The following is a 19,416-nucleotide window of genomic DNA, read 5'->3' on the forward strand; positions in this document are numbered from 1 at the left end:
CCGCGCCAGGGATGATGCCCTGAGCTGCCATGGCATGGAGCGCCCTATGCTGCCCTGCAGAGGCTGGGACAGGGCGCGGAGGCAGCGCCTCCACATCGGGCGCTTGCGATGCCCTGGACATTTCCAGAAATCCGGTGCAGAGAATGCAGCCCCGTCCCGGAAAGATCCGGGACGGGGCTGCCCTGCTCTTTGGAAGGATGGACTGTCTCTCAGAGATCGACGACCTGGATTCCCTTCGGGTAGGAGTTCAGGACTTCGCAGCCGTCCTCGGTCACGATTACGAGATCCTCGATGCGGACGCCGATCCTGCCCGGGATATAGATGCCCGGCTCGATCGAGAAGCACTGGCCTGGACGCACTGCCTCATCGTGCGTTGCGGAGACATCTCCCGGCTCGTGGTCGTTGAGGCCGATCTGGTGTCCCAGACGGTGCGTGAAGTAGGGACCATACCCTGCGTCCTCGATGATGTGGCGAGCGCAGAGGTCGATCTCTGCAAACGTGACGCCTGGCTTCACGAGGGCCTCTGCCGCCTCGTTGGCATGACGCACGGTCTCGTAGACACGCTTCTCCTCTTCGGTCGGCTCTGCCGTGAAGAAGGTACGGGTCATATCGGAGCAGTAGGCATCCTTCCTGCAGCCCACATCGTAGAGCACCATGTCGCCACGCTTGAGGACGGTGCCATCCGGCTCGTGGTGAGGATCTGCCGCATTGGCGCCGAAGCTCACGATCGGGGCGAATGAGTGGTCCTGGGCACCAAGCGAGCGGTAGGTGCCAAGGAGGCCCTCTGCGATGCTCTGCTCGGTAACGCCCTCTTTGATCTGGCTCTTGAGCCACTCCATTGCCTTGTCGTTCACGCGCGAGGCTTCGCGCATGAGCTCCTGCTCTTCAGCGCTCTTGATAGAGCGTGCGTCGTCCACGGCTTTGGAGGCAAGAATGAAGGACGGAGCTGCCTTCGCATCGATCAGGGGCAGCACCCAGCGTGCCGGGAAGATCTTGTCGAGGCCGAGCGCGGAGGTGTGGTCGATGTGCTCGATCAGTGCCGGCAGCGGATCTTCCGTATCGTCGTGCACGACGACCTCGGGGCAGAAAGGCGTGGCGTCCGGGAAGAGGCGGTTCGCGAAGAGCACGCACTCCTTCGGGCTCACGTAGAGCGCAAGGAAGCGCTCGTAGGGCTCCGTGTAGTAGCCCGTGAGATAGAAGATGGATGTGGGGTCAGAGACCACGGCCTGATGGCAGCCCTGCTTCTCCAGGTTTGCCAGCACGGCCTGGATGCGTTCCTGATGCATAGGATGCACTCCTTCATACACTGTCTGTTTGCTAGACAAGGCGAGTGTACACCTCTTGTGCAATACGGTGAGACCTTTAAGCTTTGCAGCGCCTCTTCACGCTTCCGCCAAGGTCAGAGGCCCAGAATGTGAAGGGTCTATGGACAGGTGTAAGATAGCATCTTGCTGAATTTTGAACAGCCGTACAGAAAGTCAGGAGGCCGTTTCATGGATATCGATATGCCGCCCGTCAACCGTGTGGACGAGATTCACGACAAGCTCAAGTCACTCGAGGGCCAGCGCATCAAGGTGCGTGCCAACATGGGCCGTTCCCGTATTGTAGAGGGAACCGGCGTCCTTGTACAGGTGCATCCGTCGCTGTTCGTCGTCGAGATCGAGGAGCGCCGCGGCCGCAAGGACCGCCAGTCCTATCAGTATGTCGATGTGCTGACGGGCGGTGTGGAGGTCTTCGACGCCGATACCGGCGAGCGCCTCTTCGACTACGTCGCAGAAGAGTAGCCTGCATGTGCGCTGCAGCCCTCTAAGATAGAGGGAAGCAGCTGAGAACCCCTGATGCCCCGGAGCAGCTGTTCCGGGGCATCTCTTTTTGCATACATGAATCTCGGAGCGGAGGTGCGCAAGGTGGATATCCTCGCCGTGAAGGCGCCTGCCAAGATCAATCTCTATCTCGGTGTCCATACAGACAGGGACGAACGTGGCTATCACCGCGTCGATTCTGTCATGGCGGCCCTCGACTTCGGCGATGTGGTCACGCTCACGCCTGCTGAGGGACTGAGCGTCACCTGCGAGCCGGGCATCAGGGCGCATATGGACGATACGACGACCTATCGTGCCGTAGAGGCGCTTGGAAAGGCGTTTGGGCATGATCCTGCCTTTGCGGTCCATATCGAGCGCCATATCCCCGAAAGAAGCGGCATGGGAGGGTCCTCGACCGATGCGGGGGCAGCGCTGCGTGGCGCCTGCCAGCTCTGGGGCATAGACCCGGAAGATGCCCGTGTTGTGGATATCGCCCGAAGCATCGGAGCCGATGTCGCGTTCTTCCTGAAGCCCGACGTGAGCTATCTTGCCGGCGCGGGCGATGTGCTCCAGGAACAGTTCCCGACGCCTCAGCTCGCACTTGCGGTCGTACGTCCTCCTGTCATGGGATCCTGTGCCCAGGATGCCTATGCAGCCTTCGACCGCGACCCTCAGGCACTGCCGCCGCTTGTGCCCTATCTCGAGGCACTCAAGACAGGCAATCAGGATGCGATTGTGGAAAAGTCCACAAACAATCTTGCTGCCGCAGCGATTGCTCTCGAGCCGGAGCTCGGGCGTGCGCTTGCGTGGCTGAGATCTCGCCCTCATGTCCTGAATGCGCAGGTCAGCGGCTCAGGAGCCTGCCTTTTTGCTATCTGCGACAGTGCCTCTGCAGCCGAAAAAGTGGCCTGCGACGCAAAAGAAAACAGAAATTGGTGGGCAATTTCTTCAAAAGTGGTCGACTCGAGCCAGATTTTCTGTTAAAGTACCGTCTGCTGACGGGTTGTGGCTCAGCTTGGTAGAGCGCTCGGTTCGGGACCGAGAGGTCGCTGGTTCAAATCCAGTCAACCCGACCATTTGAAATGATAGCCGGAGGGAGCAATTCCTCCGGCTTCTTTCATAAGAAGGCGAGAAGGCCTTTGCAGATTCCGCCCCCTTCGAGCTTCTCCTCTATGAATGCCCGCCACCCTGGCAGCTCGAAGCTTGCCTTTCCGCGTCCGGACATGCCGATGACGCCCTCCTCAAGCAGGCGCCTGCGGTATTGGGAGGCATAGGCCGAGCTTTCCCATGCGTCTGGCAATCTCGGCGGTCGAGCTGGGCCCTTCGCCGGGAAGCATCGCCTCTATGAAAGCGATATCCATATCGGAAAGCTCCTGATAGGTGGTCTCCAGGATGTTCATGCGCATTTCCTGCTGCGCGGTCTCGATGCCACGTTCGGCTGCAGAAAGATCGATTGCATCTCCTTCAGCCTGGGTCCGCATGCGGTAGCCGACGAGCTGCATCATGAAAGGGAAGCCGCCTAAAGCATTCATGGCTGCTTCGAGGGCATATGCTTCGATTGTCCTGCCGCCGCTTTCGATGGTCCCTGCGGGAGCCTTCCGCATGTCCGCGTCGTCGATACGGCCAAGATGGTAGCGTGTGGCTCTGCGAAGGAAAGAGATTGGCTGGTCATTGAGGATGCGCGACACCTCAGAGGGAAGGCCCGCCATAAGGAGTGAAATCCTTCTGCCTGCAGATACAAGATGCTGATAGACCGATGCAAGCTGCACCATCTCATCAAAGTCGCGCACGTCGTCGACCATTATCAGGAGACCTGTGCCGGAAGCTTCAAGAGCATCGAGCAGGCTCTCAAGACGGGACCTCCAGTTGCGGCCGTCCTCTTCCTGTCCCAGCGTGCCGGCTTCCCTCGTGCCTATAGAGCTGATGCGTGCGCGAGACATCGTCAGAGCGCCCCTTTCCCGCCTGCACGAGGATGTCTTCCAGCGTGCCAGGAACAGCTGAAACACGTGCAGCAATCCAGCCGCGCTCTTCTGCTGCATCTGCAGGCAGCGTCAGAAGCGCTGTCTTGCCGGCTCCGCGTGCGCCGTCAAAGATGCCTGTCAGGTTTGGGTCCCCAGGGCCATTCCGGAAGGCATCTTCGATGCTCTCTATCGCATTGCCGTAGCCTGCCATGACAGGCGAGACCCGACCGGATCCAAGTGTGAAGGGATTGATGCGTGCTGCCACTGCATCCCTCCTCTCTGCCAACGCTTCCTTGATATCTTTTGCAATCTTAGGAAAACTATGCTTGCTAGAAATTTCAGGAAACCTGGCAAGCCGTCTAAGAGGCCAGCGGATGTGCCGTACGACTCTGTTGGGGAAAGCGACAAGGGGCAAGCGGAAGAGCAGGCGGCAAGCGGATAAGCGGCAATTGGAAAAGGTGGCCAGAACTGGGAATCCGGAATGCCGGAAACCTTGCGGTGTGGCGCAGAGCGATTATGGATATGGGCAGCCTGGTCACTTCCTGTGTGATAAGGATGCAGGCAGCCTCTCTGCTGCTATGCTTGCCTCTCCGAGAGCGAATCTGAAAGCGGAGGAGGCAGACATCCATGCGTGCAATCGTGGCACTTGGCTATGAGGCAGTATGCGCTCTTGTCCCTTACGCAATCGCTTCCGGCGTGAATGCGCACAGGAGCCATGTCTCCGCTCGCCGCAAGCAGACGTCCGCGTCCAAGCGGCCCAGCATGTGGGCGCATCGGCTGGCGGTCGCCCTCTTCGGTATCTGTCTCTTCTCCATTCTCTGGATCTGCGGGGTAGGGACCTTCGCAGATCTCTGGCGTGGCACATCGCTCCGGACGATGCTGAACATCAATCTCGTGCCCTTCGATGCCTATCTGAACTGGACGGCCTGGGCACTCAATGTCGTGCTCTTCGTGCCGCTCGGGCTCCTGCTTCCCTGCTGCTGGGAAGGCTTCGACCGGATCGGACATGCAGCGCTCTTCGGCTTTCTCTTCTCGCTTGCAATCGAGCTCTCGCAGCTCCTGAACTTCCGCGTCACGGACATCGACGACCTCATTGCCAATACCTTGGGCGCTGTCATCGGCTGCCTCATCTTTCTCGCTCTCAGGGCTGTCTTCCCGAGATGGTGGGGAAGGCACCTGGGACCTCAGACGCTCGAGCCCCGCAGCAATGCTGCCAAGGATGCGGCAGCGCTCTTCCTGGGAGTCTTTTTCCTCTATGCTTCGAGGCGACATGCCGAGATGGGCATTGTGAACTTCCTCGACAGGCTCTGAGCATGAAGAAGGAGGGCGGAGCCTGAGCTCCGCCCTCCTGTGCTCTTACGGCCTGTAGCGCAGAGAGACTTCCAGAAACTCTGCCTTGCCCTCTATGTAGTCTGAATAGGCTTCGGTCGGGTCCTGCCCATGGTAGGCAGCGCAGAAGCCGCACTGGTCGCAGTCTGCGATGCAGGGGAAGCGGTCCTTTATATACCAGAGCCTGTCAGACCGTGTGGACTCCTCGATGCTTGGCGCTGGCTTCATGGCATGACACTTCTTCCTGATGCTTAGAGGATGATGCAGCTCAGGAGGCAGAGAATGGCAAGGCCGCCCTGCTGGAGCAGGATCTTCGGATTCGAGCTCACAGCTCCGTAGGCTGCTACGCAGATGATATAGAGCATGAGGAAGATGAGCGCAAGGGGGCTCTGGAGGAGAAGCGCGCAGATTACAAGCACGGCAATGAGACCGTTGTAGACGCCCTGGTTCTTGAAGAGGGTGGAGACGGAGTCGCGCGAAAGCTCCTCTTGAGTCATGTTGAAGACCTTGGCGGTGCGGGCAGAGGTCGTGGCGATGGTCTCGAGATAGAAGATGAAGCAGAACTCCGCTGCGACAAGCACGGCGAGAATGATGGTGATGGGCGACATAGGTCCTCCTTGAGAGCTTGGCTTCTTTTCGAGGATAATATAGCGCAAAATATAATTGCGCACAATATAAAATTGAAGAAGCGAGGAAATGCGCCGACTTCTTGAAATCGGGACCCGTACTCTGGCAGAAACCTGATGCGCGTACCATGGGACACTATGAAGAACTTGAAGCAGATGCTCGTGGCACGTGCCGCCATGCGAGCAGAAGAGAGATACAGGGAGATGACGGAGAGGCCGGTCGGCCCCCTCGTCCTGTCGATGGCCTGGCCATCGATCCTCTCGAACCTCGTGACTGTGGTCTACAACCTCGCCGACACCTATTTCGTCGGCAGGATCAATACTTCGGCCTCTGGCGCCATAGGCATCGCCTTCGTCGCAATGACGGCTATCCAGGGCGTTGGCTTCTACTTCGGCCAGGGCACAGGCAATGCAATCTCGCGCGACCTCGGGGCCCACCGGGAAGAGGATGCCTGCGTGATGGCATCCACGGGCATTGTCTGCACGTTTGCCTGCGGCATCCTGATTGCGCTTCTGGGAAATCTCTTCCTCGGGCCCCTCTGCCGCGTCGCAGGAGCGACGCCCACGATACTTCCTTATGCCAAGTCCTTCATCGGCATCATCCTTCTCGGCGCTCCCTGGATGTGCAGCTCCCTCATGCTCAACATGCAGCTGCGCTTCGAGGGGGAGAGCCTCTTCTCGATGCTTGCGATCATGTGCGGCACCGTGCTCAACATCTTCCTCTCGCCTCTCCTCATCTTCGGGGCGGGCATGGGGATTGCGGGCTCTGCGCTTGCGAATATCATCTGCCAGTTCATAAGCTTCTGCCTCCTCGTCGCGGAGATGCAGAAGATCGGCACGACCCCGCTCTCGAGGAAATATGTCCGCTTCTCGAAGGCCCTCTTCCGGGAGATCAACAACGGCGGCGTGCCGTCGTTCGTCCGCCAGTGCATGCTCGGTGTCGCGACGACGCTCCTGAACGATGCGGCGGCCCCCTTCGGTGATGCGGCCGTTGCCGCTATGGCGGTCGTCCAGAGGATCACGGGCGTCGGCAACTATGTGCAGATCGGCATCGGCCAGGGCTACCAGCCAGTCCTTGGCTATAACATCGGCGCGAAGCGCTATGACCGCGTGCGCAAGGGGTACTTCTTCTCGCTCAAGGCAGCTTCCATCTCGGTCCTGGCCATAGGCATCGTCACCTGCATCTCCGCACCGAACCTCATCGGCTTCTTCCGGGACGACCCTGAGGTCGTCGCGGTAGGCACGCTGACGCTCCGGCTTGCGTCGTTCTCGATCGCGCTTACCGGTGCCTCCATGATCACGAACTTCATGCTCCAGACCTCTGGACATATGTGGAGCGCCACGATTCTCGGCGCCTGCCGCTTGGGGCTTGTCCTTGGTCCCGTCGTCACGATCCTCTCCCACACGCTTGGCCTCTTCGGTCTCCAGATCGCGCAGCCCGTCTCCGATCTCATCACCTTTGCCGTGACGATACCCATGGCAAGAGGGTGCCTGAAGAGCTTCGATGAGGCAGAGAAAGCGGCTGAGGCAGAAAGCGCTGCAGTGCATAAGGCCTGATACAAGGCAGAGCAAGCACGCCTTGCTGGGCTTAAGGCCGCATGCAGGGGATGCTTTCCTGTATGCTGGACTGAGCTTCTCCATGCTCATCCGAGGAGAGGAGGGAGTGCCATGGCAGAGATCATAGAAGCACTGAAGGAGCTGCGTGCAGAGCATCATCTGACACAGCAGGAGCTGGCAGATGCGCCCGGCGTGACGAGGCGGCCGGTCTCGAACTGGGAGCGGGGCAAGAACCTGCCCGATATCGAGGCGATCGTGTGCATCTCTGAGGCCTATGGCATCTCTCTCGACACCCTGATCCTCGGAAAGGATGGAAAGAGCGAGATGAAGGAAAAGCTTGTACGTGATGGAGCAGACGGTGCGAGGGAACAGCGTTTCGAGCTGGCAGCTGCCATGGGTGCCGTGCTCATGCTCGCAGGAATTGCGCTCTGGTTCGTGAAGGCGCATGCCGTGGAATATATCGATGCAGAGGGCATCCTGCATGAGAGCTTCTGGCTCATCCCGGCAGGTTGGCTCTTCGTCTTCCTGGGTGCCTCTGTCGTGCTGGTCTCTGTGATCGGATTCGTGCGTCTCAGGAAGCGCGGGAACAAAGAGGAAGACTAGCTGGAAAGGAAACGATGGGGAAGAAGAGGAAAGGCACGCGCAGACGTACCAAGAAGGAGGAGCGCCCGGTCTGGGCGCGTGTGCGTCTGGCTCTGGCCTGCGTCCTTCTTGCCTCCTGCCCCATCCTGATGCTTCTTTTTTCTAGTTCGCCGGACTCCTATTTCCCGGCCTACCGCGACTTCTCGAGGAGCCTTGCCTCCGTCCTTGCCGGGCTTACATCGTGGGCACCTTTCGCTCTCTGGGACTTCGGCCTTGTGGCAGCGGCCATCTGGATTGTCTTCACGCTCATACGGAGGCTCTGGAAGCGCGAGAAGCTCCTTCCGTGGGCATCCTGGACGCTTCTTTTCCTGGCGGCTGTCGCAGCGCTTGCCGTGGACGGGTGGGCGCTCAACCACTATGGGCCGACGCTTGCAGAAGAGATGGACCTGCCCGTGCATGAGTACTCGGAAGACGAGCTTGCAGAAGCTACAGGCTACTACCTGGGGCGTGCCGCCGATGCAGCTGCGTCTGTCTCCAGAAACGACGACGGATCGCTCGCAGAGCAGGACTTCTCCGAGCTGGGACAGATTGCCGGCTCCTCATACACTGTGCTCTCGGAGCAGTATCCCTTCCTCTCGGGCAGCACGGCGCCCGTGAAGGAGCTTGTGCTCTTCGGAGAGCCGCTCCTCTATAGCGGACATACCGGCATGTATTGGGCGGCAACAGGCGAGGCGAGCGTGCCTGCCGATGATGCAGCGGCAGAGCTGCCATTCACGATGTGCCATGAGGCGGCACATCGTCTCGGCATCGCAAGCGAGGAAGACGCCAATTTCGCAGCCTTCCTCGCATCCAGCACGAGCGAGGATGTCCGCTTCGTCTACTCGGGCTATTATGACGCCTTTGCCTACTGCCTGAATGCCCTCTACTCCCAGGATTCGGCACGTGCCCAGGACGTGGTCGCAGAGGCGCTTTCTGCCAATGAGAGCGGCACAAGGCTTGTCTTTGCGGACCGTGCCGCCACGCAGGAGCACTATGCGGCCTATGAGGGGACGTTCGAAGAGGTCGGAACCTCTGTCAACAACAGCTATCTCAAGAGCTTCGGCGAGACCGAAGGTGTCAAGTCCTACGGCCTCGTCGTGGACGATCTCATTGCGTGGTACGAGATGGGACTCTAGGCCTCAGTGCCGTCGTCCTCTGCCTTCTCCTCGAACTTCTCTGCGAGGTGGAGGGCTTCTTCAGGCGTCGGCAGCTCCTTCGTGAGGTCGCGGGGTGCATCGCGGCTGTAGCGGATCGTGTCGTTTGCCAGCACCTCTGCTGCACGTTCGGGCAGATAGACGCTCATGGATCCCGGTGCACAGGTACAGTCGATGCAACCATCGTCACCGACGATGGGGAAGTCTTCAGGGCCGATGACAGAGCACCAATGCTCGCCTGTGTGGTTCGGCCCGATATACATATGCTTCCTGCCGCCGTTCCTGTCCGTGAGGATGACGGCGAGGCCCGCCATGCCGTGGTCGGCGTCGCCTTCGCGTGTCCAGCCGATCGTGTCGGGATCGTCGAGGTAGTCATACTGCTGCCCATAGGCAAAGCGCTGCCTCAGCTCCATGAGAAGTGGCAGCTCGCGGACAGCCGGGATGTTGCCGTCGTTCGGCATGCCAAAGAGGTCGCCGTAGAAGACACAGGGATAGCCATCCTGGCGAAGGAGGATGAGCGCATAGGCAGCTGGCTTGAACCAGCTCTGCACGAAGGACTGGAGGGCCTGTCCCGGCTGCGTGTCATGGTTCTCGACGAATGTGACAGCGTGCCAGGAATCTGCCGAGACGAGCGTGCCTTCGAAGAGGGTCCTGAGGTCGAAATCGCCGAAGGAGCTCGAGGCGGCAAACAGGTGGTAGTGGAGCGGCACATCGAAGAGGCTCATGATCTTCTCCTGGCCAAGGTAGCTCTCGAGCTCGCCCACATCGGGAGACCAGTATTCGCCGACCGTGAAGAGCTCGCGGCCGAACTCGTAGCGAAGGGTCGGGAGCCAGTCGAGGTAGAACTGCCTGTCCATATGCTTGCAGGCATCGAGACGGAAGCCATCGAGGTCGCAGGCCGTGAGATACCATCTGCCCCACTTCAGGAGCTCGTTGTAGACCGGCTCATACATCTCGTCGACATCGGCACCCATGAGGTAGTCGTAGTTGCCGTTGTCGCGGTGGTCGACCTGCTCGCTCCAGTGCTTGCCGGAGAAGAGATAGATGCCGCTTCTCTTTGTGGCCTCGTCCCAGTCCACCGCGTGGAAGTCGTTCCAGTCCCATTGGAAGTCGGAGTACTTGCCGTGGCGTCCCGGGAATGTGAAGCGGGTCCACGCCTGGATCTGGCGGGGCGCTGCGATGGGGTTCTCGCGATTCCTCGAGTCCATCTCCTGGGCTGTGACCTCTTCAGTCGCATCTGCGCCGAGCCGGTGGTCCAGCACGATGTCGCCGAGCGCCTGGACACCTGCATCATGGAGGGCATTGATGGCAGCCTGGTATTCTTCCTTCGTGCCGTACTTCGTGCGGACAGATCCCTTCTGGTCGAACTCGCCCAGATCGTAGGTGTCGTAGACGCCGTAGCCGACATCCACCCCGCCGGCAGAGCCCTTGTAGGCCGGAGGCAGCCAGACGGCTGTGATGCCATTGTCGGCAAAGAGCTGCGCATCCTCGGCGATGCGGCGCCAGTGCGTGCCATCCGCATCGAGGTACCACGAGAATCCCTGCAGCATTGTTCCGTTCATGGTGCACCTCCAGCCGCAGCGGCGCTGCGGTATTGAAATCTTCTTCTGATGGATTACGTGCCCTCATTCGGGGTGCATATACCGAGGCCAGGGCAAGACACCGGAATCGGGATTTCTGGAGTTCGGAAGAACCTCAAGAAAGTTCCAGCAGCTCATTGACAATTGTCCGGATACGGATTAATGTACCTTCCGCATTGTCCGAAACCGGATGAAAATGAGGAACGATGGAGAGGGAAGACGGGCAGGAAACTGCCCACGCACCGACCGCACGAGATCTCGACGTGCTCTACCGCGAGTCGGACCGCCTCTACTATGAGCTGGCACGGGGCTGCGGGCTGTCTGATGCTGCCTACTGGATGCTCTATGAGATCGTCTACTGCGGCGGCAAGGCGACGCAGCGCTCGCTTGCGCAGTCCTTTGCCTACTCGCGGCAGACCGTCAATACGGCTATCAAGTCGCTCGAGGCAAAGGGGCTTGTGCGCCTCGAGTTCGAGGAGGGAAGCCGCAAGTGCAAGGTCGTGCTCCTGACCGAAGCGGGACGTGCCCTCTGCGAGGAGCGGCTCGTTCCTGCCATGGAGGCAGAGACGCGGGCATTTGCGGGCCTTTCGGCCCATGACCAGGAAGAGCTTGTCCGCCTCGTCGGGGCCTATGCGGAGGCAATCGACCGTCAGATCGATGCTCTGAGAGAGAAAAGGAAGGAGGAGACAGAAAATGGAAATGACGAAAGCCGCTGAGAGGAAGTCCTCATGGGCGCTTCTCGTGAAGCTGGCACGTCCCTACAGAGGGATGGCTGTAGCTGCGCTCGTGCTTCTGCTCTGCGATATCTGCGGCATGCTCTTCATTCCGACAGAGCTCTCTGCTCTCATGAATGCTGCCATTGAGGGGGCAGGAACGCCTGAGCTCATCCACCATGGCACAGCCATGCTGCTTGCTTCGGTCATAGGCTCGGGAGGATGCGTCGCCTCATACTGGATAGCCTCGCGCTTTGCTGCCAATGTGGGACGCGATCTGAGGGTGGCGGTCTATAAGAAGTCGCTCGACCTTTCCGGCACGGAGTTTGCCCAGATCGGCACGGGCTCCATGATCACGCGCACGCTCTCTGATGCCAACGTCGTGCAGCAGACGCTGCTCATGTCATTCGTGATGCTTGCCCCCTTCCCGGTGACCTGCGTCGTCGCAATCGTGCTTGCCTATTCGACAGACGCCGTGATGGGACAGCTCCTCCTTCTTGTGACGGCTGTGATCCTTGCAATCTCCGCCCTTGCCATCAAGAAGTCGGCACCGATCTTCCTTCGGCTCCAGGGCTTCATCGACCGCATGAACGCGCGCCTGCGCGAGGCCATCACCGGCACGCGCGTGATCCGTGCCTTCGGCAAGGAGGAACATGCCAAGAAGCGCCTCGACGAGACGTTCGAGGACTATGCCAGAAACGCCATCCGCGTGAACTTCATTTTCGCAATCACGGATGCCACCTGCTTCTGCTTCATGAACTTCGTCGAGTTCGCGATCTTCTGGCTCGGCGCCGATCGTGTCGGCGCCCATGCGATGCAGATTGGCTCGATCTCGGCGCTTGTGCAGTACGCGATCCTCATCCTCTGGTTCTCGATGATGGCGCAGTTCGCGCTTCTGCAGATGCCTCGAGCCATGGCATGCATGGCGCGTGCGCAGGAAGTGCTCACGGCTGTGCCTGCCATCCAGGACCCCGTAACGCCGGAAGAGCTCGATGGCACAGACGTCCAGGACGTCGCCTCCTTCGACCATGCCTCCTTCCGCTTTGCGGATGCCTCGGAGGATACGCTCAAGGACATGGACTTCACGATTCCGCGTGGTGCTGTCACTGCCATCATCGGCAATACGGGATCGGGCAAGTCGACGATTGCAAAGCTCCTGCTGCGCTTCCACGATGTGACGGAAGGCAAGGCGGAGTTCCTGGGCCACGATATCAGGAACATCAGGCAGAAGGATCTGAGGTCCCGCATCGCCTATGTGCCGCAGACAGCCTGGCTCTTCAGCGGCACCATTGCAGAGAACCTGCGTGACGGCGCACTCGAGGCCACACTCGACGAGCTCTGGCATGCGCTCGATATCGCGCAGGCCAGCTTCGTGCGAGAGCTTCCCGAAGGGCTCGCAGCTCCTGTCGCCCAGGGCGGCAAGAACTTCTCGGGCGGCCAGCGCCAGCGCCTGGCGATTGCACGTGCGCTCACAAGGAAGGCAGATCTCTATATCTTCGATGACTCGTTCTCGGCACTTGACTACAAGACCGATGCAGCTCTTCGGCATGCCCTTTCGCATGAGCTTTCCGATGCGGCGGTCCTGATCATTGCCCAGCGCGTCTCGACGATCCGCGATGCAGCGAAGATCGTGGTCTTGAAGGACGGCGAGATCTCCGGCATCGGCACGCACGACGAGCTCATGGAGAGCTGCCAGGACTATCGAGACATTGTCGAGTCCCAGGAGAGGGGAGGTGGCGCAGATGCAGCGCGCTGAGAAGAAGCATGAAGGCCGAAAGAATGAAGAGCAGAAGAAGGCCCTTTCCCTTTCCGACGAAGAGCTCGAAGAGGAGGTGCCCGAGCACCCCTGGGAGACCGCGAAGCGTCTCTGGGAGGTTGCAGGAGACCAGAGGTGGCGCCTTGTCGTGGCATCGATCTCTGCCATCTTCTATGTGGTGGGAACGCTCTGGGCGGTCGCCTACTCGGCGGGCCTTGTGGACCTCATCTGGAAGAACATCCAGGCTGCGTTTGCAGCAGGAGAGGTCTATGTCGTGAGGATCGGTGATGGCGGGGAGGAGATCTTGGCCTACCTTGGCATCTGGACCTTCGCCTGGGCTTTCTATGCCCTCCAGTCCCTGGTCATGCAGTCCTTCGCAGAGCGCCTCAACCTCAAGCTCCGCGAGCGCATTGCAGACAAGCTCGGGCGTCTTCCGCTTGCCTACTATGATGCACACCAGCCGGGAGATACGATCTCGCGTGCGACGAACGACCTCGACAAGATCTCCGAGGTCCTGCAGCGCGGGCTCCTCCAGCTCATCATCGCGGCCACGATGCTTGCAGGCTCCGTGATCATGATGCTCACCTACAACATCTTCCTGACGCTTGTCTTCGTCGCCTTTGCGGCAGCCACGTTCCTCGTGACAAAGATCGTGGCAGGACGCACGATCTATGTGGCAGCAAAGCGCCAGGCACTGCTCGGCACGCTCACGGGCTCTGTCGAGGAAGCCTATGCAGGACGTGCCGTCGTTGCCGCCTATGGCCTCGAGGCCAAGACCGAGGCTACGATCGAGGCGGAGGCAGAGGCGCTTGCCCGTGAGAGCGCGCATGCCGACTTCCTCACGAATGCGATCTCTCCTGCCATCCGCTTCATCGTGCGCCTGGCACAGGTCACGATCGGCATCATGGCAGGCGGCATGCTGCTTCAGGGGAGCATGACGATAGGCGTCTTCCAGGCCTTCTTCCAGTATGTGACGGAAGCTTCGGAACCCTTGACCGAGCTCTCGCTCACGGTCAACATGCTCCAGGGTGCCTTGGCGGCAGCGGAGCGCGTCTTCGACCTGCTTGATGAGGACGAGATCGTGCCTGACCCCGAGAAGCCCGCTGAGCTTCCCGAGCCGGTGCGTGGTCGCATCGAGTTCTCCCATGTGCGCTTCGGCTATCGTCCGGAGAAGACGCTCATGCACGACGTGTCGCTTGTCGCAGAGCCAGGGGAGAAGGTCGCCATCGTCGGCGCTACGGGTGCCGGCAAGACGACCCTCATCAATCTCCTCATGCGCTTCTATGAGATAGACGGCGGCACCATCACGCTCGACGGCGTCGATATCAGGGATATTCCGCGCCACGAGCTCAGACGCCAGTTCGGCATGGTGCTCCAGGACACCTGGCTCTTCGAGGGCACGATTGCAGAGAATATCGCCTACGGCAGGCCCGACGCCACGCACGAGGAGATCGAGGCGGCGGCGAAGGCAGCGCATGTGGACTTCTTCGTGAGGACGCTTCCCAAGGGCTATGACACGATGGTGACAGCAGACGGAGAAGGCATCTCGCAGGGACAGCGCCAGCTCCTGACGATTGCCCGCGCCATGCTCGCAGACCCTGCGATGCTCATCCTCGACGAGGCCACCTCGAGCGTCGACACGAGGACTGAGCAGGCCATCACCCGCGCTATGGAGGCCATCATGGAGAACAGGACGTCCTTCGTGATTGCGCACCGCCTCTCGACAATCGTCGATGCCGATCTCATCCTCGTCATGGACCACGGCACGATCGTGGAGCAGGGCACCCATGAGGAGCTGCTGAGGGCGCACGGCGTGTATGCAGAGCTCTACCGCTCCCAGTTCGCGTAGACCCGCGTCCCATATCGTAGTCACGGCCCCTTCCGGCAATCGTTTGCTCGGGAGGGGCCTCTGCTCATATTTCGGGCGTTCCTGTTCGCAATCTGAAAACCGTTTGCCGTTTTTTCAAAACGGATGAACGGCATCTCATATATAGGCATCTACCTGCGGTGATGTAGCATCCGAATGACCCCTAGCGTGCATTGCTATGTTAGCCTTTGCGAACATAATCCGCTCAGGGTCCGCATTCTCCCTCTCGGCCCTGCAGCATCCCCGAAACCTTTGCGAAATACAGGCGATTCTCCGAACATTGAATTGTGCCGAAGACAAGGCACCGGGCACATCTTGCCCGCAAACTGGATCTTCGCCTTCAGGGCGAGTGCATGCGAGGGGAGAGAGATATGGCAGAGACTGCACCGGCAGAAGGGGGCATGAAGAAGGAGCTGACGCTCTTCAACTTCTTCACGATCGGCTTCGGCGCCATCATCGGAACCGGATGGGTGCTGCTGGTAGGCGACTGGATGGTTCTGGGCGGCGGCCCGATTCCGGCCATGATCGCATTCGCGATCGGTGCCGTGTTCCTCGTGCCGATCGGCATGTGCTTCGGCGAGCTGACGGCAGCCATCCCGATTTCCGGCGGCATCATCGAGTATGTGGACCGCACGTTCGGCCGCAAGCTCGGCTTCTTCACCGGCTGGATGCTTCTGCTCGGCAATGCACCGCTGTGCCCCTGGGAGGCAATCGCGATCTCCACGCTCCTGACGGACCGCTTCGCCGAGTTCCCGGCCCTTGCATGGCTGCGTTCCGTGAAGCTCTACACGATTCTCGGCGCCGATGTCTATCTCTGGCCGACTGTCATCGCGCTCGCTGCTGCCATCCTCGTCATCTACCTCAACTTCCATGGTGCCGGCGCAGCCGCGAAGCTCTCGAGCTTCCTCACGAAGGCGCTTCTGTGCGGCATGGTGCTGGCCATGGTCATCTCGTTCATGACGGGATCCCCCTCGAATGCGCTTCCGGTGTTCTCGCAGGTGCATGACGCGGCAGGCGGCAGCTCCACCGAGGCGACCTCGCTTCTGGGCGGCATCGTCGCAGTCCTGGTCATGACGCCGTTCTTCTATGCAGGATTCGACACGATTCCGCAGCAGGCGGAGGAAGCCTCCGCGAACCTCGACTGGAAGAAGTTCGGCCTGATCCCGGCCATCGCGCTTCTTGCTTCGGGTGCCTTCTACCTCGTCTGCATCTACTCGTTCGGCACGATCATCGACTGGCATGAGTTCGTGAAGTCCTCCGTGCCTGCCCTGGCCGTCCTCGAGCGCATCAACATCTTCTTCTACATCGCGATGCTCATCATCGGCACGCTCGGCCCTCTCGGCCCCATGAACTCGTTCTTCGGTGCTTCTGCCCGCCTCATGCTCGCCATGGGCAGGAAGGAAATGATTCCCTCCTCGTTCGCAGAGCTCGATCCTGTCTCGGGCGCTCCGAAGAAGGCCAACACGGTCATGGCAGTGCTGACGCTCGTCGGCCCCTTCCTCGGCAGGAACATGCTCGTGCCGCTCACGAACGTCGCATCGCTCGGCTTCATCTTCGCCTGCACGATGGCCGGCTTCGCCTGCCTGAAGCTGCGCAAGACCGAGCCGGATCTGCCGAGGCCCTACAAGGTCAATGGCGGCAAGCCCATCATCGCCTGCGCCATCATCGCCGGCCTCATCATCATCGGCCTCATGGTCGTGCCTATGAGCCCTGCAGCCCTCGACACGGTCGAGTGGATTATCACGGGTGCCTGGATCCTCATCGGCGTCGTCATCCTCGTTGCCTTCGGCAACAAGCACATGGAAGCCGACACGCACCCCGCAGCAAAGCACGCTGCATAGCTCCAAACGTATGCATACGCCACAAGGCGACGCATAGCTGGTCAAGAAACGTGGTTGGAAAGATTGGGAGGATTTGCAATGGCAAAGTATGCTATCAAGGGCGGCAAGCTCGTCGACGGCACCGGCGCGTCTCCGGTCGAGGATTCCCTTGTCCTGGTGGACGACAAGAAGATCACGTATGCCGGCGAGGCCACGGAGATTCCTGAGGGGTACGAGATCATCGACGCGACCGGCAAGACGGTCATGCCGGGCATCATCGATACCCACATCCACTTCTCCGGCAACCTCACGGACAACGACAATGACTGGGTCATCGAGACGGTCGCACAGAAGCAGGCATGCGCCGTCAAGCAGGCCTACGACGCCGTCACCCACGGCCTCACGACGGTCTGCGAGATCGGCCGCAACGGCATCGCCATCCGTGACCTCGTCAACATGGGCGTCATGAAGGGCCCGCGCATCTTCGCAACCGGCCTCGGCTTCTGCCGCACGGCAGGACACGGCGACTGCCACAAGCTTCCGTTCGAGATGTCGAAGAACGGCCATCCTTGGGGTGACCAGGTAGATGGTCCGTGGGAGCTCCGCCACGCCATCCGCATGCGCCTGCGCGAGAACCCTGACGCAATCAAGATCTGGGCAACCGGCGGCGGCATCTGGCGCTGGGACTCGGGACGTGCCCAGCTCATGAGCACGGAAGAGATCAAGGCTGTCTGCGACGAGTGCGCAATGGTCGGCATCCCGGTCTGGTCTCACTCCTACAACTCGATCTCTGCCGCCTATGACTCCGTCCGCTTCGGCGCAGAGCAGCTGATCCACGGCTTCGAGCTCGACGACAAGACCATGGACCTCATGGCACAGCAGGGCACGTTCTTCACGCCGACGGTCGGCTTCCTGCCGTCCTGGTACGCGACGTATCCTCCCGAGTGGACGCCCGAGCTCGACAAGTGGCCTGGCAAGAACAATGCAGAGAAGGGCATTGCCCGCTCCTATGCAAACCTCAACCGCGCCTACAAGCTCGGCGTCACGCTGACGGTCGGCTCCGACTCCTTCAGCTTCTCCACGCCGTACGGCTACACGACGCTCGATGAGGTATACGCCTGGGTCGAGCACTGCGAGATCCCGAACATGGATGCCATCGTCGCAGCTACCCTCAACGGCGCCAAGATGGTGCACCACGAGAACGACTTCGGCTCCGTCGAGGCTGGCAAGCTCGCCGACATCCTCGTCGTCAACGGCGATCCTCTGAAGGAGATCCGCGACCTCGACCCGGACAAGATGGACGTCATCATGAAGGAAGGCGACATCATGATCAAGGGCGCCCTGTAAGGTGCCCCTGGGAATCTAGGTCCCGAAACAGATCGATGGTGTGGGCCGGGCCTCTTCGGAGGCCCGGCCTTTTTGCGTTGCTCCGATGTGGCAGATATATGCTCCAAAGAGACGGCTGTGTGAACCTTGTCTCCATAAGACTATGGGTTCTGCATCCCGGACGGTGGAAATTGTGCCGTGAACGGCAGCGGGAGACCCGTGCCAGAGATTGAAACTGCATGCCGGCCATTCCGTGGTAGAAGATAGACTCTTGGAAGACGCAGGAGTGCGGATGCGGCCTGTAGCCCATGGCGCTCTCAATGCGCAGCTGCGCTCCGGCATGCCGGAGCCGAAGCGGAATGAGAGGGATTGCATGGAGGCCAACATCCACAAGTTCCAGGCATTCGTGAAGGCAGCAGAATGCGGAAGCTTCACCCGTACGGCCCAGCAGCTTGGCTATACGCAGTCATCGGTGAGCCGCATGGTGCAGGGGCTTGAAGAGGACTGGGGCGTGCGCCTGTTCGAGAGGGCGGGAGGCACGGTAAGGCTCACGAAGGAAGGGGAAAGGCTCCTGCCCGAGGCACGCGCCGTCGTGCAGTCGTTCGAGTGCCTCACCATGAAGGTCGACGATATCAATGGCCTCGAGTCGGGAAACGTGAGCATCGCTGCCCCCTCCTCTATCGTGTCCTGGAAGCTTGCACGCCCGCTTGGCGCCTTTGCCGAGGACCATCCCAACATCGAGATCGATATCACGGAGTCGACGTACGGCGAGGCGGAGAAGCTCCTCACGGAGGGTGCGGTCGATGTGGCCTTCGTGCCGAAGAAGCTCGATCCTGCTTCCTTCTCCTCGAAGCTCTTCCACAAGGATGAGATCGTCGTCGTCTCGAAGCGCGGGCACTTCGGAGAGGGACGCAGCTCCATCCCCATCGACCTTCTGAAGGACGAGCGCTTCATCGCAGATACCGAGACGGCCCCTCTTCTCCAGAAGGAGCTCAGGCACGCGGTCGTGCGCTGCGAGACGTCTGACTTCAATGCGATACTTGCCCTCATCGATGCAGGCTTGGGCATCTCGCTTCTGCCGATGCTTGCCTTGGGAAAGCTCCCCGATACGCTCGAGATCCACCATCTCGAGATTCGTGCCTTCCGCACGATGTATATGGTGCACCGCCTGGGGCAGGGGCTCTCGCTTGCTGCCCTCACGTTCCTGAACTACCTGCGCGAGCAGTAAGAGCGACAGAGAGGCAAGAGAAGGCCCCGCACGCCTCTTTGTGGCGTGCGGGGCCTTCTGCGTAGCTCTATGGGAT

General features: G+C 60.3%; 17 protein-coding genes and 1 tRNA gene. 13 read left to right on the forward strand and 5 right to left on the reverse strand.

The annotated features are described in order from the left end of the window. Positions 1-209: 209 nt before the first annotated feature. Entirely contained in the window at positions 210-1,286 is a 1,077-nt protein-coding gene (locus ABVS03_RS05830) for a M24 family metallopeptidase (protein ID WP_368018412.1), read from the reverse strand. Between the two features lie 207 nt (positions 1,287-1,493). Here ABVS03_RS05830 and ABVS03_RS05835 point away from each other — a divergent pair, with 207 nt between their 5' ends. From ABVS03_RS05835 to ABVS03_RS05845, 3 genes are all read left to right on the forward strand, one after another. Beyond that, positions 1,494-1,784: a Veg family protein gene (locus ABVS03_RS05835; RefSeq protein ID WP_330972332.1), complete on the forward strand. Its 291-nt coding sequence runs from the start codon at positions 1,494-1,496 to the stop codon at positions 1,782-1,784. Positions 1,785-1,898: 114 nt separating this feature from the next. Beyond that, on the forward strand, positions 1,899-2,786 hold the full coding sequence (locus ABVS03_RS05840) for a 4-(cytidine 5'-diphospho)-2-C-methyl-D-erythritol kinase (RefSeq protein WP_368018413.1): 888 nt from the start codon (positions 1,899-1,901) through the stop codon (positions 2,784-2,786). 15 nt (positions 2,787-2,801) lie between these two features. Further along, positions 2,802-2,878 (forward strand) — tRNA-Pro (locus ABVS03_RS05845). Between the two features lie 165 nt (positions 2,879-3,043). Here the strand turns inward: ABVS03_RS05845 and ABVS03_RS05850 are convergent. Next, positions 3,044-3,742 (reverse strand): hypothetical protein, encoded by a 699-nt coding sequence (locus tag ABVS03_RS05850; protein WP_368018414.1) that lies wholly within the window; start codon positions 3,740-3,742, stop codon positions 3,044-3,046. Positions 3,743-4,390: 648 nt separating this feature from the next. Here ABVS03_RS05850 and ABVS03_RS05855 point away from each other — a divergent pair. Continuing rightward, the gene (locus ABVS03_RS05855; protein ID WP_368018415.1) at positions 4,391-5,074 is read left to right on the forward strand and encodes a VanZ family protein; all 684 of its coding nucleotides are present in this window, start codon (positions 4,391-4,393) and stop codon (positions 5,072-5,074) included. A 45-nt stretch (positions 5,075-5,119) separates the two neighbouring features. On the opposite strand, the gene ABVS03_RS05860 is transcribed toward ABVS03_RS05855, so the two are convergent. Together ABVS03_RS05860 and ABVS03_RS05865 are read right to left on the reverse strand one after the other, a co-directional pair. Then, positions 5,120-5,320 (reverse strand): hypothetical protein, encoded by a 201-nt coding sequence (locus tag ABVS03_RS05860; protein ID WP_330972328.1) that lies wholly within the window; start codon positions 5,318-5,320, stop codon positions 5,120-5,122. 23 nt (positions 5,321-5,343) lie between these two features. Next, on the reverse strand, positions 5,344-5,700 hold the full coding sequence (locus ABVS03_RS05865) for a DUF1304 domain-containing protein (protein ID WP_368018416.1): 357 nt from the start codon (positions 5,698-5,700) through the stop codon (positions 5,344-5,346). Positions 5,701-5,922: 222 nt separating this feature from the next. Between ABVS03_RS05865 and ABVS03_RS05870 the strand changes: the two genes are divergently transcribed. The 3 genes from ABVS03_RS05870 to ABVS03_RS05880 all read left to right on the forward strand — a co-directional run bounded on the left by ABVS03_RS05870 (position 5,923) and on the right by ABVS03_RS05880 (position 9,032). After that, positions 5,923-7,275, forward strand: a complete 1,353-nt coding sequence (locus ABVS03_RS05870; RefSeq protein WP_368018417.1) for an MATE family efflux transporter — start codon at positions 5,923-5,925, stop codon at positions 7,273-7,275. Positions 7,276-7,386: 111 nt separating this feature from the next. Further along, the gene (locus tag ABVS03_RS05875) at positions 7,387-7,878 is read left to right on the forward strand and encodes a DUF3955 domain-containing protein (protein ID WP_368018418.1); all 492 of its coding nucleotides are present in this window, start codon (positions 7,387-7,389) and stop codon (positions 7,876-7,878) included. A gap of 14 nt (positions 7,879-7,892) precedes the next feature. Next, entirely contained in the window at positions 7,893-9,032 is a 1,140-nt protein-coding gene (locus ABVS03_RS05880) for a DUF3810 domain-containing protein (RefSeq protein ID WP_368018419.1), read from the forward strand. On the opposite strand, the gene ABVS03_RS05885 is transcribed toward ABVS03_RS05880, so the two are convergent. Further along, positions 9,029-10,612, reverse strand: coding sequence for an alpha-amylase (locus ABVS03_RS05885; protein WP_368018420.1), 1,584 nt, complete (start codon positions 10,610-10,612; stop codon positions 9,029-9,031). The two genes, ABVS03_RS05880 and ABVS03_RS05885, sit on opposite strands and share 4 nt — an antisense overlap. Positions 10,613-10,836: 224 nt before the next feature. Between ABVS03_RS05885 and ABVS03_RS05890 the strand changes: the two genes are divergently transcribed. The 6 genes from ABVS03_RS05890 to ABVS03_RS05915 all read left to right on the forward strand — a co-directional run bounded on the left by ABVS03_RS05890 (position 10,837) and on the right by ABVS03_RS05915 (position 19,340). Next, entirely contained in the window at positions 10,837-11,346 is a 510-nt protein-coding gene (locus ABVS03_RS05890) for a MarR family winged helix-turn-helix transcriptional regulator (protein ID WP_368018421.1), read from the forward strand. Further along, positions 11,324-13,099, forward strand: a complete 1,776-nt coding sequence (locus tag ABVS03_RS05895) for an ABC transporter ATP-binding protein (RefSeq protein ID WP_368018422.1) — start codon at positions 11,324-11,326, stop codon at positions 13,097-13,099. Before ABVS03_RS05890 ends, ABVS03_RS05895 begins: the two co-directional genes overlap by 23 nt. Beyond that, the gene (locus tag ABVS03_RS05900; RefSeq protein WP_368018423.1) at positions 13,086-14,948 is read left to right on the forward strand and encodes an ABC transporter ATP-binding protein; all 1,863 of its coding nucleotides are present in this window, start codon (positions 13,086-13,088) and stop codon (positions 14,946-14,948) included. The genes ABVS03_RS05895 and ABVS03_RS05900 overlap by 14 nt, the downstream gene beginning before the upstream one ends. 389 nt (positions 14,949-15,337) lie before the next feature. After that, on the forward strand, positions 15,338-16,807 hold the full coding sequence (locus ABVS03_RS05905; RefSeq protein WP_330972319.1) for an APC family permease: 1,470 nt from the start codon (positions 15,338-15,340) through the stop codon (positions 16,805-16,807). 78 nt (positions 16,808-16,885) lie between these two features. Further along, a complete protein-coding gene (locus ABVS03_RS05910) occupies positions 16,886-18,133 on the forward strand; it encodes an amidohydrolase family protein (RefSeq protein WP_330972318.1) in 1,248 nt (415 codons plus the stop codon). 352 nt (positions 18,134-18,485) lie between these two features. Further along, a complete protein-coding gene (locus ABVS03_RS05915) occupies positions 18,486-19,340 on the forward strand; it encodes a LysR family transcriptional regulator (RefSeq protein ID WP_330972317.1) in 855 nt (284 codons plus the stop codon). The last annotated feature ends 76 nt before the right edge of the window (positions 19,341-19,416 follow it).

It is taken from the genome of Olsenella sp. AGMB03486, assembly GCF_040884255.1.
GTDB lineage: Bacteria > Actinomycetota > Coriobacteriia > Coriobacteriales > Atopobiaceae > Olsenella_L > Olsenella_L kribbiana.

Excerpts from the sequence above, each read along its gene's own strand:
- ABVS03_RS05830 (WP_368018412.1), bottom strand. The coding sequence starts at position 1,286 with ATGCATCAGGAACGCATCCAGGCCGTGCTGGCAAACCTGGAGAAGCAG.
- ABVS03_RS05835 (WP_330972332.1), top strand. The coding sequence starts at position 1,494 with ATGGATATCGATATGCCGCCCGTCAACCGTGTGGACGAGATTCACGAC.
- ABVS03_RS05850 (WP_368018414.1), bottom strand. The coding sequence starts at position 3,742 with ATGTCTCGCGCACGCATCAGCTCTATAGGCACGAGGGAAGCCGGCACG.
- ABVS03_RS05855 (WP_368018415.1), top strand. The coding sequence starts at position 4,391 with ATGCGTGCAATCGTGGCACTTGGCTATGAGGCAGTATGCGCTCTTGTC.
- ABVS03_RS05860 (WP_330972328.1), bottom strand. The coding sequence starts at position 5,320 with ATGAAGCCAGCGCCAAGCATCGAGGAGTCCACACGGTCTGACAGGCTC.
- ABVS03_RS05865 (WP_368018416.1), bottom strand. The coding sequence starts at position 5,700 with ATGTCGCCCATCACCATCATTCTCGCCGTGCTTGTCGCAGCGGAGTTC.
- ABVS03_RS05870 (WP_368018417.1), top strand. The coding sequence starts at position 5,923 with ATGACGGAGAGGCCGGTCGGCCCCCTCGTCCTGTCGATGGCCTGGCCA.
- ABVS03_RS05875 (WP_368018418.1), top strand. The coding sequence starts at position 7,387 with ATGGCAGAGATCATAGAAGCACTGAAGGAGCTGCGTGCAGAGCATCAT.
- ABVS03_RS05880 (WP_368018419.1), top strand. The coding sequence starts at position 7,893 with ATGGGGAAGAAGAGGAAAGGCACGCGCAGACGTACCAAGAAGGAGGAG.
- ABVS03_RS05885 (WP_368018420.1), bottom strand. The coding sequence starts at position 10,612 with ATGAACGGAACAATGCTGCAGGGATTCTCGTGGTACCTCGATGCGGAT.
- ABVS03_RS05890 (WP_368018421.1), top strand. The coding sequence starts at position 10,837 with ATGGAGAGGGAAGACGGGCAGGAAACTGCCCACGCACCGACCGCACGA.
- ABVS03_RS05895 (WP_368018422.1), top strand. The coding sequence starts at position 11,324 with ATGGAAATGACGAAAGCCGCTGAGAGGAAGTCCTCATGGGCGCTTCTC.
- ABVS03_RS05900 (WP_368018423.1), top strand. The coding sequence starts at position 13,086 with ATGCAGCGCGCTGAGAAGAAGCATGAAGGCCGAAAGAATGAAGAGCAG.
- ABVS03_RS05905 (WP_330972319.1), top strand. The coding sequence starts at position 15,338 with ATGGCAGAGACTGCACCGGCAGAAGGGGGCATGAAGAAGGAGCTGACG.
- ABVS03_RS05910 (WP_330972318.1), top strand. The coding sequence starts at position 16,886 with ATGGCAAAGTATGCTATCAAGGGCGGCAAGCTCGTCGACGGCACCGGC.
- ABVS03_RS05915 (WP_330972317.1), top strand. The coding sequence starts at position 18,486 with ATGGAGGCCAACATCCACAAGTTCCAGGCATTCGTGAAGGCAGCAGAA.